Below are 13,481 nucleotides of genomic sequence, written 5' to 3'. Positions count from 1 at the left end.
CGCCAAAAGTTGCTCCTATGTCAAGCGGCGGCGGTCTGAATGGCTCGTGGTTGGGGCGCAGTGTCGGTGATCAGGCGTTGATAGACGGTGCGGACCAGGCGGCGTCGGAGTGCTCGGAGGGCTGCGGTGGTGGAGTCGCCGGCGGCGCGGCGTTTGCGGTAGTAGGTGTAGCCGTCGCTGTCTTCGAGTCGGGTTTGGGTCAGGGCGATGCGGTGCAGGGCGGTGGTGAGTTGTCGGTTGCCGCAGCGCGGTAGCCGGACGCGGCCGGCGGTGTTGCCGGACCAGACCGGGATGGGGGCGGTGCCGGCGTAGTTGGCGTAGGCGTCGGCCGAGTGGAAGCGGGCGATGCCGGCGGTTTCGCCGACGATTTTGGCTGCGGTGAGTTCCCCGCAGCCGGGTAGCTGTAGTAGCGAGGGAACCAGTTCGCGGACTCGTTTGCCGATCTCGGTGGCCGTGGTGTTGATCCGGGTGGTCAGGGAGATGATCTCGTCGAGTTCTTCGCGGGCGATGTCGGCCAGCAGTCCGGTCTCGGTGGCCAGCTGTGCGGCGAGGATCTGTTGGTGTTTGTGCATGCTCAGCGAGCGTGGTTTGGGGGCGTAGGCGGGGTTGATTTCATGGACTCGCCACAGCAGTCGGTTGATTGTTGAGGTGCGTTGTGCGACAAACACTTCGCGTCGATCGACTAGTAGACGTATCTCGCGGGATCGGGGGTCGGCGCCGGCGGCGGGCAGGTTCGGTTCGCGCAGCACTGCCCGCGCGACGGCCAGAGCGTCGATGGGATCTGATTTGCCGCGGGTACGTGCCGAGGCACGGGTGTGGGCCATCATTTTGGTGGGTACCCGCACGGCGGTCTGGCCGGCGGTGAGTAGGTCGCGTTCGAGGCGGGTCGACATCTGTCGGCAGTCTTCGATGCCCCAGAGCAGGTCGGTACCGAACTGGGTGTGGGCCCATCGCATCGCGGCATGATGGCCGGCGGTGGTGGCCGGGGCGGTGAGTTGGCCTAGCTTTTTGCCGACGGGATCGACGGCAACAAATGTGTGTGAGCTCTTGTGTACATCGACTCCAACTACAACCATGGTGGTTGCCTCCTGATTTCAGAAACAGGGACCAGGGACGGTTGGGCCGGTCGGTGGGCAATCCTCAGTTGGGGGCGTTGCCACGCTCCTATCAAGCCACATCGGCCGGTCCTTCCCACCTGGTGTTGGCATAACTTTTGCAAGACCAGACATGCGCATCAATGCGATGCCGGCAGGCACATCAAGAGCCAAACACCAGGTGACCAGGACCCAACCACCGCTCAGGCGGCAACACAAGAGTCACACTGAGGGCACATCATCGGGGGAGTGCGTCAAGCGAGGTCGTGGCGATCGCGGTCAACTCGGGTCGGCCGACGCCGGCGTTGGCCAGCACCTCCATACCGCGGGTGACGGCCACAAAATAGGCGGCGAGGGTATGCGGGTCGGCCGAGGCGTCGATCTCGCCGCTGTCCTGGGCGTCGACGATGCAGTTGCAATAGATCGCTTCGAGTCGGGTGAACCCCTCGAGGGCTGAGGTGGCCACGTCCGAGTCCCGGTGGCCGAGTTCGACGACGGCTTTGGTGAACAGCGAGTCCTGGCGCCTCTGTTGGGTCAGTGCGAAGGCGACTTTCAGCATTTGGGCCCTGATCCGTTCCAGCGGGGTCGAATCGGGACCGCCCAAAGCCTGATCCACGGCGGCGACGGCGTCGTTGGCGCTTGCCGACAGCGCCTTCAGGAACAGTTCGCGTTTGCCGCCGAACGCGTTGTACAGGCTTTGTTTTCCGAGTCCGGTCGCCTTCATGAGGTCATCCATCGTGGTGCCGCCGTACCCGTTGTGCGCGAATACTTCGCCGGCCGATGCGATGACCTGGTCCTCGTTGAACTTTCTGGGGCGCGCCACCGGTCTACGTTAGCTGTTTTTGACGTTCTGGTCCATAAGTGTATTTTGGACCAGTCAGTCAATAATTATGGAGGAGAAGTCATGGGACAGATGGATTCGCGGACCGCGCTGGTCACCGGAGGGACTTCGGGTATCGGACGGGCAATCGCCATCAAATTGGTCGGTGAAGGCACGCACGTGTTCGTCACCGGTCGTCGTCAAAGCGAGATCGACGCGCTCAAAGCCGAACTGGGTGACGGGATCACCGGCCTGCGCAGTGACGTGGCCGATCTGGAAGATCTCGACCGGTTGTACGCGGCGATCGCCGAACGGGGAAGCGGCCTCGATGTCGTTGTCGCCAACGCAGGAGGAGGCACGTTCGCCCCTTTGGTCGAGCTCGACGCCGAGTCCTTCGACCACACATTCGGCATCAATGTCCGTGGAACGGTGTTCACGGTGCAGAAGGCGTTGCCCCTGCTCAATCCCGGAGCGTCGATCGTGGTGATCGGATCGACCTCGGCGGCTCGGGCTGCCGAGTCGTTCGGTGTCTACTCGGCGAGCAAAGCCGCGATACGTCAGTTCAGCAGAGTGTGGGCGGTCGAACTCGCCGGGCAAGGTATCCGGGTCAACACGGTGACGCCGGGACCCACCGAAACACCCGGACTCGCCGGTCTGGCCGCTGATCCGGAGGCCTCTCGCGCCCTGCTGGAGCGGGAGGCGGGACGGGTCCCGCTCGGTCGGCTCGGTCGGCCGTCGGAGATCGCCGACGCGGTCTTGTTCCTGTCGTCGCCACAGGCGAGCTTCATCACCGGCAGTGAGATGTTCGTCGACGGTGGCGAATCGCAGGTCTGAAACCGTTACCTGCCCAGGCCCCAACCCTGCGTAACCTCGATCGAGTTTTCCAATGGTCGAGTCATCGACCACATCGGGATCGAACGGCAGAAGGCGATCTTCCACTCGCCCTCTTCCACGACGTACATGTCCTCATACTCCATGGACGCGACAGTCTCCGTCCGGGCAGACGGGTCAAGTCGGCGAAACGCGAGGGTCCAGGTGCCCTCTGCATGGGTTTCGTCGATGAGGGTGATCTCGGGGTGGAAGGCATGGTGCATTTCCAAGATCAGGTACGAGTCATGCTCCTTACGAAGCGCGACGGTACGGAAGATCTCGGCAACGGGGTCGGCGTCTTCGTGTTTGCCCAGCACCCCGTAGTCCATGATCGCCCCGTGGGCGATGAAGCAGGCACGAAAGGTCTTGGCATCCTTTGCATCACACGCCCGTAGATATCGGTGTTTGAGGGACTTGATCGCCTCGATCGCGTCCAACTCGGACAATCGTTGCTCGACGGATTTGCTCATGTGATGGCCTTCCGGCGGAATGGTCGATGGTCAGACGGAGCCGACCCTCGATCGTAGCCGCCAAATCCTCGAAGGGGGTCGAGCCGCATGTGCTCGGCCCCCGCTCGAATTCTTTCACCACCACGACCGGGCCATTGGCGAGATTCGCCAAGCCCTGCGCTGCGACATCGTGGGGCTCTGACACGGCGAGCCCCGGTAGCTCGATATTCAGGTCGGCTCGCGCCATCGCGGGGGTGCGAGTCAGCCCCAGCACCAGCTCGAGGACGTCGACGTTGTGGTCCTGCATCTCGAGCCATAGCCCCTCGGCGAATGTGAGGTAGAACGAATTGACGGCAGAATAGACGCTGATCTGTGCCGACCCCAGATATCCGCTGAGCGAGCCGACAAGCAGATTCCGCCGCGATGAACAATCCGACTTCGAGATCGGCCGTTGCCGCCGTGATCCGCTCGACTGCGTCTGCCTGTAAGAGGCCGACCGACAGGGTCCGGACCTCGACACCTCTGGCTGGGACTCTCGCGCAATTTTCGATTGTGGATGGATTCCTCCAAACACTAACGAGGACAAGGTTTTTTGTTACATGGGGTTCCACTGAACGGGATGTCTCGATCGAGGCCGCACGTCACCCTGGTAATCGCGTCGTACGTCGAACTCACTTACCTTGGGCCCCTGTGGATCATTTGATTGCCATCGAGATGATCAAGCGGACATTTTCGGCTCGTCCGCGTTGTATGGACATGAAGGAGTGGGATGTATATCCCACGCTCCACACCACTGACGTGATCTCTGAAACCTTTGGTGAGGTACCCGAAGAACGTCAACCCAAGACCGACGGGGTGTCCAATCGAGTGGTGGGCAATGAGCGATTGAGGCAGACCATCGAGGCGTTGCTGGACGGGCGGGGTGACCGGCCGGCGCATCGTGGGCTGAGCCGGTACCCGTTGCCCCTGATGACTCAGGCGGTCCGATGGGCGCTTGGTGGTCGCCAGTTGTGCACCGGATCGGCCCGCAGGTGGGTACTCACGCACTGGTCCCAGATCTCACGAGCGGCAATCCTGACTGGCGCAACCAGTTTGGTGAGGTCCATCAGCTCCGAAGGGCCGCACACGGAGACCGCAGCGCGGTTGCCGTAATAATGGTCGGGTGGGCCGAGAGAAACCGCGACGCAACTGACTCCGGTGGCGGTTTCCTGACGATCGAATGCGGTGCCTCGATCCCGCACACGGCGCAGCTCGTCGCGAAGTTGGGCAGGGGTACCGATGCTGTGGACTGTCGCTCGGGGTAGCCGATCCGAATCTGCCACGGGCATTCGGTCCTCGCCGAGGTGGGCGAGGATTGCCTTGCCGATCGCCGACTGATGGAGCGGTACGCGGGCGCCGATCCGAGATGCCGCCCCGGCGCGGGATCCGTGCACCTTGGAAAGAAGCAAGACATCGTCGCCGATGATGCTGCCCAGGTGCACCGCGAAGCCGGTGGTCTGCGCCAGCCTTCTCATGATCGGTGCGGCCGTTTGAGACAAACGATTCTGCGCGAATGCGGCCTGTCCGGTCTCGTAGACTCTGGGGCCATGTTCGTAGGTCTGTTCTTCGCGGATGAGCCACCCCGAAGAAGTCAGTTGTTCGAGTAGGCGGTGGACCGATGAGCGGGGTAGGCCGGTCCGCTGGGTCACCTGGGACAGGGTGAGTGGACCGGCCCCGTTGAAGGTCAACAACACCTGAGATATTCGTTCGACCACCGAAACCGGTGTGCCGGAATCCTGATTGTTGCGCACGGGAACTCCTGATCGTCACGACATCCTTAGTGATGCGGGTCACTCTATGTGGAATCGTGAGGGCCTGGCAACGCCGCTGATCACGGGGCATCTGCGGTGTCAGGCGGGCGCGGTATCTAGCTGTTCGCGTACTCGGTCGACCCGAGCTTGCCAGTGGTCGAGCCACTCGGGAGATGGGAAGATGTGGGTCTTTCCCGCTGCCATGCCAGCCATCTCGAGGTCGGCGACGTACTCGGTTGACAGCCCTTGTCGATGTCGTTGTTCACCTGGTTGCGGAGTTCTTCGAGCGTCGGGTCTGCCTGGGACCGGGGGATATGCCCGGCCGGGGCATTGCGCTCATCGTTGCTGATCGAGGTGGCGGTGTTGGCGGGGCATAGGACCGCCACGCCGACGTGGGGGAGTTCGGCGACACATTCGTTCGCCATGGTTTCGGACAGTGCGACCACGACTGCTTTGGATGCCACGTACGGGGTGCAGGGTGTGGTGGTCGTGAAACTGTCGTGGTTGCGAATCGCTGCATTCCGCCGACGCCGGCGTTGTTGCACACGACGTGCACCGCGCCGAAGCGTTCCATGGCCGCGGCGGCGAGGGCCTGTACCGATTCGGCATCGGCGACATCGGTTTTCACCGCGAGTACCTCGCCCAGCGCGTCGAGCCGTTCGGCTGCGCTCGCGAGGCCGGCGACATCGTCATCCCTCGTGAAGGAACTTCGCGGCCAGGCCGTAGCCGATTCCGTTGGCGCCGCCGGTAATCACTGCCACCCGGCTCATCAGGTTCTTCATCGATTGCGCTCCAGCTATTGCGAATTGCACATATCCCACGCAGTAGGGCGCGTCTGAGTTGGTCTCACCATGCAGCGGCGTTGCGGGCTCGGCAACAGTCCGTTCCGTTGGGTGGACATGTCGCGCCACCTTTCCAGGGGCCTTCGGCCTGCGTCACGAGGCCACCGCCGCGCTTCGCAGTGGTGTTCTGCTGTGCCGCAGATGATCACGGCGAACTCTGGCAAGGATGAACCTTCGTGAACAGAAGCGAATACCTCCCGTTCACCGGGAAGTCTTATAACTGCCATGCCGCAAGGTCTGCCCATAATCTACTGCTGCCACCGGAAGGTGACGGACATCACATCAGGTACCAGCTGTCGAGTACTTCACTGGACGCGGCCTGCCTGGGTTTTCACAAAAGGAGTACGGATCATGAAACTCATTGGTTTGGGCCGCTCTCGGCGGTTCGCCTCCGCTGTGGGCGTTCTGGCAATGGTGGGCGCGCTGGGTGCGACCGCATGCAGCAGCAGCGATACCTCGGCCGACACGAAAGAGGCGGCCGGGTCGACCACGTCGCTGCCGGCGAACGCGGCTTCCGGTGATTCGGTCAAATTGGGCCTCGTGTCTGCCGAAGGTGGCGCCGCGGTCTCCATGATCGAGATGCGGCAGGGTGCTGAGGCAGCGGTGGAGTACCTCAACAACAACGGAGGCGGCCTGGCCGGGCGTCCCATCGAGCTCGTTGTATGTAAGCAGCAGGAAGAGCCCGCCTCTGCCAGCGCCTGTGCCAACCAGTTCGTCGAACAAAAGGTCGCTGCGGTCCTGTCACCGGGTACCTCTCAGGGGCCCGCGATCGTCCCGATCGTCGCGGGTGCCAAGATCCCGTACGTGACTCTCAATGGAGTCGCCGCCATCGAACTCACCTCACCTGACTCCTCGGCGCTCTCGGCAGGTCTGCCCGGCACACTGATTGCCGCAGCGACCGCCGCCAAGGACGAGAACATGAAGACGTTCACGATCTTCGCCAGCGACGGCGGTGGACTCGGCGCCATCATCACGGCGATGGGTGCACCGATCTTCCAGGGATTCGGTGTGGAACTGAATGTGGTGCCGATGGCTCTTGGTATTCCTGACGTCACGCCGGTGGTCACCGCGGGGCTCGCGGACAAGCCGGACGGCATGAGCATCATCGCCGATGCCGCCACCTGCACCTCGGTACTCAAAGCCACCCAGACCGCAGCCCCCACCATCAAGAAGGTGCTGACCACCACGTGCCTCGACCAGAACGTTCTCGATGTCATCGGCGTGCAAAACGTCACGGGCCACATCGGTATCACCGCAACGGATGCCACCTCCGACAACCCGGATTCGGTGCTCTATCGTTCCGTGCTCGCCCAGTACGCACCTGACCTTCTGCCCACCGGTAATGCGTCGTCGGGGTACCAGACGGTCATGGCGACCGCACGGGCGGCAGAAGGCATCACCGGCACGATAGACGCCGCAGCGCTCAGCCAGGCGCTGAAGTCTGCTCAGAACGTCGAGATGCCTGCCGGTGGTGGAATCACCTTCACCTGCAACGGAACTGCGTTCCCGGCGATGTCGTCTATCTGCTCGCGTCAGATGTTGATCGGTGAAATCGATGACAAGGGCATTCCGCAGAACCTCAAGGTCACCGGCTGACCGTCGAGTCGTCCGGCCACCCACCACGAAAGTAGATCAATGACCGACCATCTCGCCTATCTCGTCCTCGGACTGGGCAACGGTGCCGTGTATGCGGCGATCGGGCTCGCGCTAGTCATGACGTTCAAGAGTTCCGGTGTGGTGAACTTCGCGACAGGCGCGATCGCGCTGTACGCCGCGTACACCTACGCCCTGCTCCGGACGGGTGAGCTGATGGTCCCGATCCCGGGCCTCCCCAAGTCGATTGACCTCGGTCAGCCGCTTGGGGTGGGACCGGCGATGGTGATCGCTCTCGCGATCTCAGGTTTGCTCGGAGTGTTGTTCTACGCCTTGATCTTCCGTCCCATGCGTAACGCGTCGGTCGTGGCCAGGGCGGTTGCCTCGATCGGCTTGATGATCGTGCTGCAGGCCCTGATCGCGCAGCGCGTGGGAACGCACATCGTCCCGGTCGAGCCCATCTTTGCACTCGACACGATCAGCATCGGATCGTTTGCCGCGCCGACCGACCGCATCTGGCTGGCGGTGGCGATCCTGGTGATTGCCGCTGCCGCTGCACTGATGTTTCGCTACACCCGTTTCGGCACGGCCACCGAAGCCGCAGCCGAATCGGAAAAGGGTGCGTACCTCACCGGCTTGTCACCCGACAAGATCGCTTTCAGCAACTGGGCGTTGTCCTCGGTTGTCGCCGGGCTCGGCGGCATCTTGATCGCGCCGCTCGTGGCGCTCAACCCGGTTGCCTACTCGCTGTTCATCGTTCCCGCGCTCGCGGCCACTCTGGTCGGCAACTTCACCTCGATCTGGTTGACCGTGATCGCTGGTGTGGTCATCGGCTCGCTTCAGGCCGAGACGATCAACCTCCAGGCCACCTACGAGTGGTTCCCCGATGCCGGTATGTCCGAGGCGATCTCGTTGATCTTGATCGTCGGCTTCCTCGTCGTGAAGGGGCGACCTCTCCCGGACCGTGGCAGTGTGATCCGGCAAGCGCTCGGGCGTGCGCCTCGCCCCCAACACATCTTCTTGCCGGTTGTGGTGAGTGTCGCCGTGGCGCTGGTGGCCATGCTCGTGACGTCGGGAAGCTACCGCGCCGCCATCGTGACCAGCATCATTTTCGGCATCGTGGCGCTGTCCCAGGTGGTTGTCACGGGCTACGCAGGCCAGGTCTCACTTGCCCAGTTGACTCTGGCCGGGGTCGCCGCCTATTCGATCAGCGTGCTCAACACCCATCTCGGTGTCCCTTTCCCGTTCGCGCCGATCATCGGTGCACTGTTCGCGACGGTCATCGGAGTTGTCGTCGGGCTGCCTGCCCTGCGGGTTCGCGGTCTGCCACTGACCGTGGTGACGCTGGCTCTGGCGGTGTTCCTCGAAGCATTCTGGTTCCGCAATCCCTCGCTGAACGGAGGTGTCGATGGAGCCTCGATCGATGAGCCCCGCCTGTTCGGGTACAGCCTCGGAATCGGCTCCGGGGAAAGCTATCCGCGGATAGCTTTCGGCATCATGTGTCTGGTTGTGCTGACTGTCGTCGGACTCGGGGTCGCCTGGCTGCGGCGCAGTGGACTGGGCACCGACATGCTTGCCATCCGGGCGAATGAACGATCGGCTGCAGCGGCCGGCATCAATGTTCAGCGGACCAAGTTGATCGCATTCGCGATCGGCGCGTTCATCGCAGGTCTGGGTGGATCCTTGATGGGCTATAAGCAGACGATCGCCACCCCTGATTCGTTCATGGTTTTTGTCGGGATCTCGTTGTTCGCCGTCATGTATGTTGCCGGGATCACCTCCATCACCGGTGGTGTTCTCGCCGGAGTGATGGCCCCGGGTGGTTTGGTGTACCTGTTCACCGACCGGTTCTTGCATATCGGGGACTATTACGCAGTGATCAGCGGGATCTTGCTGATCGTCACGGTGATGGCAAACCCCGACGGTATCGCGAGCAAGATACCGCCGATTCCATGGCCGGCCTTGCGGCGACCGCAGCCGGTACAAGAAGGCGCTCTGGCAGTGGAATCGGGCACTCCCGCAACAGTTCGCGGCAGCACCGATCCGGTACTCGAAGTCCGCGGTATCGGGGTCAGGTATGGGGTTGTGCAGGCCGCCAAGGACGTTTCGTTCGAGGTCTATCAAGGTGAGATCGTCGGCCTCATCGGCCCGAACGGAGCAGGTAAGACGACCGTCATCGATGCCATGAGTGGCTTCGCGCCGGCCACCGGTTCGGTCCGTCTCGACGGTGACGATCTGACCGGGAAACCCGCGTATCTGCGAAGTCGAGCCGGGCTGGGGCGGAGCTTCCAGGACGTTGAACTATACGACGACCTGTCGGTCGCCGAAAACGTGACCGTGGGAGCCTCACGTTCCACGTCGAATGTTCCTGCTGCAGTGCGTGTTCGGCAGGTATTGCACATGGTCGGTCTCGGAAGCAGTGCTGACGCCGAGGTCGCCACTCTTTCGCAGGGACGTCGGCAGCTCGTCTCGGTGGCCCGGGTTCTGGCCGCCGGTCCAACTGTTGCCCTGCTCGATGAGCCGGCGGCCGGATTGGACAGCAGTGAAAGCCGATGGCTGGGGGAGCGCCTACGAGATGCTCGTGATGCTGGTACGTCGATCCTTCTCGTTGATCATGACATGGAACTTGTCCTGACCATCTGCGACCGTGTCATCGTGCTCGACCTCGGTGAGGTCATCGCGGTCGGGCCTCCGGATGTGATCCGAAGCGACGAGAAGGTGATCAGCGCTTACCTCGGATTGCCCGCGTCCGAAGTCGACGTGACTGCGGAAGCGATCCCGGAACTTCAAGTGCCGCAGGTTGATTCCATGGTCAGTGAGATCCCGGATCTTGATTCCGCAAGCCCTGATAACCAGGAGGTCCTGAAATGAGTGCGTTGCAGTGCCGGGACTTCACCACCGGCTATGTGAAGCAGCGGCCATGTGTTCGCGACGTAGATCTCACGGTTGAGGCGGGAGAGATCACCTGCCTCCTCGGCCCCAATGGGGCGGGTAAGACGACCTTGCTGATGGCGTTGGCCGGCCTGCTGCCTCGTTTCGGCGGAGAGGTCGAGGTCGACGGTCACCCGGTGCGCAGCGGAAGGCCGCGCGATGCGGTGCGGGCCGGAATGGTTTTGGTGCCCGACGACCGAGCACTGTTCCGTCAGCTGAGTACGGTGCAGAATCTGCGCCTGGCGGTGCGTCAGAGGTCGCGTCGCGGTCCGGCAGTTGACGAGGTCGTTGGTTACTTTCCCGCCTTGGAGAAACGTTTGAAGGTCGACGCAGGTCGCCTCTCCGGTGGTGAACAGCAGATGTTGGCGATCGGCCGGGCGATTCTTCAGCAACCGAAGGTCATGCTGATCGACGAACTGAGCATGGGTCTTGCCCCGGTCATCGTCGACGAGATTCTGTCGGTCCTACGCCGACTCACGGAAGAGACGGGAATGGCGGTGGTCTTGGTCGAGCAGCACGTGCACCTGGCGCTGGGTATCGCCGATCGTGCCGCAGTGCTCGTGCACGGTAGCGTCGGGCTACGGGAGTCAGCATCGGCGTTACGGGCCGATCCCGGTCTCGTCGAACGGGCTTATCTCGGAGTCGATGTCGTCGCTTTCGCTCCGTCATGACCCGAGGGCGCTCCCATCACTTCCTCGACGGAAGTCAGGGCACCGCGAGCTATAGAGCAACAGGCCCACCGCTGACCGCAAACATTTTGCGCCACGCCTTTTTCGATTCGCATGTGAACATTCGCGGCGAGAGTTGTTTACCGCAACTGTCCCGCTTCGCGGGAAATCAATCTGTTGTAGCCAACCTGCCGAGGCTACGGTGATCGCGGTTAATGGTCCGATCCAGGATCCGAACGTGGACCAAGACGAGGAGCTTCCATGACAGTCACACTCGAGCGGCACCCGATGACTCCAGTTGCACCGCCATCGGTGATCGAGAATTTCTACACTCCCGAGGAGGTGGAGACGATCACGACGGTGATCCGCGACAATGCACCCTGGAAGCTGATCCTCGCCCACCACTTCAAGTCCACGGAAGAGTATCTCGCGGTGTCCGGTGGACAGAAGCCGAAACCAGGTGCGGACCTGTCCGACTTCATCGCCCCGGTGTTCCGAGGCTTCCTCGCCAGAGACGGGGTGGTTCGGTATCCAGAGATCAATGACATCTACTTCGGACGCAAGCTCCTCGACACCGCACGGCAACTGCATGGTGCGAAATACGGTATGGCGCACGATCTACTGTTCAATCTGTGCGGTCCGTCCCAAAGTTTTGATGCAGGCCACTTCGACACGGGAATGTTTCGAGGTATGGGTCTGCACAATGCACCCCTCTGGTTGCTTGCGGTGATGGCGAAGTCGGGACTGTTCGATGCGTGGGAAGTGAAGACCGCGCAGGTGATCACGTACTTCTACGCATCCGACATCGATGGTGGATTCACCTATTGGCCGGATGGGCCGGACAAGGCCCCGGCGCGGTTTGCCGCTCCATTCTGGAACACGGGAATCCTCACCGACAATTCGCGGATGTATCACCGGCGAGAGTCGAACGGGCCCAAGGATCGCCGCGACTACCCGGGGTTGGACCTCTCATCGACCCTGCACAGCGTTGAGGGGGGTGAGTGGTCGATCCGCACCGGCGACAAGGAGATCAACCGCATGCGGGCCGCAGACACCCGGATGCTTGTGCACTACACCGCGTTGCTGTTCGATGACCTCGATGACGTGACGCGGTACCAGGACCACACCGACGACATCACGATTGAAAAGGCGATCGGCATGCTCATCGCTGACATGCGCGCAAAAGGTGAGACGGTCACGGAACCGAGTGACCCGATGACAGACACGGCGTTCATCGCGCAACTGACCGAGTCTTACAAGATGGCTCCGACCAGTTACCCGGCCGAGGCGCCGCTTTCTACTCGCTGAGAACGAACCGAACCACAGCGGAGTCATCGTGTCCCTGCGATGGCTCCGTTTTTGGTTGCCAGGCATACGGGGCAACTGTCGGGTAAATGATGCCGGTGTGCTGTCGACAGCGTGGTGGTGGTGCGTCACCAGGGTGACGGATTGGCGAACTTCGCTGCCAGCAATGCGCCGATCTCGGCCATCGCCAGGCGCGTCTGGGCCGGGACCGTTGGCTGCGCGAAGAACTCGTGGAGCGTTCCCGGGTAGCACGAGAGTGTGGTCTGCACGCGGGCCGCGGCGAGTCGCGTGGCATAACGCCCGACCCAATGTCGGGTGGGGTCGAGATCGGCCACTGCGATGACCGTCTGCGGTAACCCGGCGAGATCGGTGGCCTCGGACGGGACAACGTAGGGGGATCGGTCAATATCCTCGCCCGTCAAACCGCGCAGGTAGTGCATGTCGTCAAAGGTCAGTCCGGGTTCGTCGCCGCATTCGGTGACGGAGGATGAGGCCGGGATGCGGTCATCGAGGCCGGGGTAGACCAGAGCCTGGCACAGCAGGTCGGGGCCATCGAGGTCGCGTGCCATCAGCGCCACGCCGGCGGCAAGCGTGCCGCCGGCGTTGTCACCCACCACTGCGACCTGTGCTGGATCGATGCCGAGTTCGGCTCCGTGTGCGCACACCCACACCGTCGCGGCGAAACACTCCTCGACCTGTGTGGGTACCTTGTGCTCAGGTGCCAGGCGGTAGTCGACGGCAACGACCACCGCCCCCGAGTGATGGGCGAGCTGCAACGCGGTCGGGCGACACGAATGGTTGGAACCCAACACCAGCCCGCCGCCGTGGAAATAGAGGATCGCCGGCAATTCGGCACCATCGCGCGGTGCATGGACCTCGAGCGGGATCATCCCGTGAGGTCCCGGGATCGTGCGGCGACTACTCGCGATCATCGGCGGTAGATCGTCTGGATGAGGTCGAGATTCCAGCCAAGTGCGAAAGTACTGGTAGCCGGCTTCCCTCAGGTGCCGCGGTGGGCTCACCGAGTGCGTCGCGTGAATGGCGCGCACGGAAGGATCTGGAGTCGTTGGCATCCAACCTCTTTCGACGAGTTTCCGGGCGCGGATTCGGTTGCCGGGC

At 62.5% G+C, this 13,481-nt stretch carries 11 protein-coding genes and 1 pseudogene; 5 read left to right on the top strand and 7 right to left on the bottom strand.

Annotated elements, in window-relative coordinates; translation table 11 throughout:
* Positions 1-20 precede the first annotated feature (20 nt).
* On the bottom strand, positions 21-1,076 hold the full coding sequence (locus AC51GT_RS25400; RefSeq protein ID WP_496323328.1) for an IS110 family RNA-guided transposase: 1,056 nt from the start codon (positions 1,074-1,076) through the stop codon (positions 21-23).
* 256 nt (positions 1,077-1,332) lie between these two features.
* Complete coding sequence (locus tag AC51GT_RS25395) at positions 1,333-1,917, bottom strand: TetR/AcrR family transcriptional regulator (protein WP_496327410.1); 585 nt, start codon at positions 1,915-1,917, stop codon at positions 1,333-1,335.
* A gap of 81 nt (positions 1,918-1,998) precedes the next feature.
* On the opposite strand from AC51GT_RS25395, the gene AC51GT_RS25390 reads away from it, so the two are divergent.
* The gene (locus tag AC51GT_RS25390) at positions 1,999-2,748 is read left to right on the top strand and encodes an SDR family NAD(P)-dependent oxidoreductase (protein WP_496330539.1); all 750 of its coding nucleotides are present in this window, start codon (positions 1,999-2,001) and stop codon (positions 2,746-2,748) included.
* Between the two features lie 5 nt (positions 2,749-2,753).
* Here the strand turns inward: AC51GT_RS25390 and AC51GT_RS25385 are convergent, their stop codons facing one another.
* The 4 genes and pseudogenes from AC51GT_RS25385 to AC51GT_RS25370 all read right to left on the bottom strand — a co-directional run.
* Entirely contained in the window at positions 2,754-3,254 is a 501-nt protein-coding gene (locus AC51GT_RS25385) for a nuclear transport factor 2 family protein (protein ID WP_496330538.1), read from the bottom strand.
* Positions 3,255-4,207: 953 nt separating this feature from the next.
* On the bottom strand, positions 4,208-5,023 hold the full coding sequence (locus tag AC51GT_RS25380) for an IclR family transcriptional regulator (RefSeq protein ID WP_496330537.1): 816 nt from the start codon (positions 5,021-5,023) through the stop codon (positions 4,208-4,210).
* Between the two features lie 116 nt (positions 5,024-5,139).
* On the bottom strand, positions 5,140-5,487 hold the full coding sequence (locus AC51GT_RS25375; protein WP_496330543.1) for a hypothetical protein: 348 nt from the start codon (positions 5,485-5,487) through the stop codon (positions 5,140-5,142).
* Positions 5,488-5,579: 92 nt separating this feature from the next.
* Positions 5,580-5,651: pseudogene (locus tag AC51GT_RS25370) on the bottom strand (hypothetical protein); the annotation flags it as partial.
* 565 nt (positions 5,652-6,216) lie between these two features.
* Here AC51GT_RS25370 and AC51GT_RS25365 point away from each other — a divergent pair.
* The 4 genes from AC51GT_RS25365 to AC51GT_RS25350 all read left to right on the top strand — a co-directional run bounded on the left by AC51GT_RS25365 (position 6,217) and on the right by AC51GT_RS25350 (position 12,365).
* On the top strand, positions 6,217-7,461 hold the full coding sequence (locus AC51GT_RS25365; RefSeq protein ID WP_496330536.1) for an ABC transporter substrate-binding protein: 1,245 nt from the start codon (positions 6,217-6,219) through the stop codon (positions 7,459-7,461).
* A 39-nt stretch (positions 7,462-7,500) separates the two neighbouring features.
* Positions 7,501-10,329 carry an ABC transporter permease subunit gene (locus AC51GT_RS25360; protein WP_496330535.1) on the top strand — a complete coding sequence of 943 codons (2,829 nt, stop codon included), beginning with the start codon at positions 7,501-7,503 and terminating at the stop codon, positions 10,327-10,329.
* Entirely contained in the window at positions 10,326-11,060 is a 735-nt protein-coding gene (locus AC51GT_RS25355; protein WP_496330534.1) for an ABC transporter ATP-binding protein, read from the top strand. Before AC51GT_RS25360 ends, AC51GT_RS25355 begins: the two co-directional genes overlap by 4 nt.
* A gap of 258 nt (positions 11,061-11,318) precedes the next feature.
* Positions 11,319-12,365 carry a hypothetical protein gene (locus AC51GT_RS25350; protein WP_496330533.1) on the top strand — a complete coding sequence of 349 codons (1,047 nt, stop codon included), beginning with the start codon at positions 11,319-11,321 and terminating at the stop codon, positions 12,363-12,365.
* A gap of 125 nt (positions 12,366-12,490) precedes the next feature.
* On the opposite strand, the gene AC51GT_RS25345 is transcribed toward AC51GT_RS25350, so the two are convergent.
* Complete coding sequence (locus AC51GT_RS25345) at positions 12,491-13,294, bottom strand: alpha/beta hydrolase (RefSeq protein ID WP_496330532.1); 804 nt, start codon at positions 13,292-13,294, stop codon at positions 12,491-12,493.
* Positions 13,295-13,481: the final 187 nt, after the last annotated feature.

It is taken from the genome of Williamsia sp. z34 (genome assembly GCF_059553395.1).
This window is presented reverse-complemented; position numbering and strand designations above follow the sequence as displayed.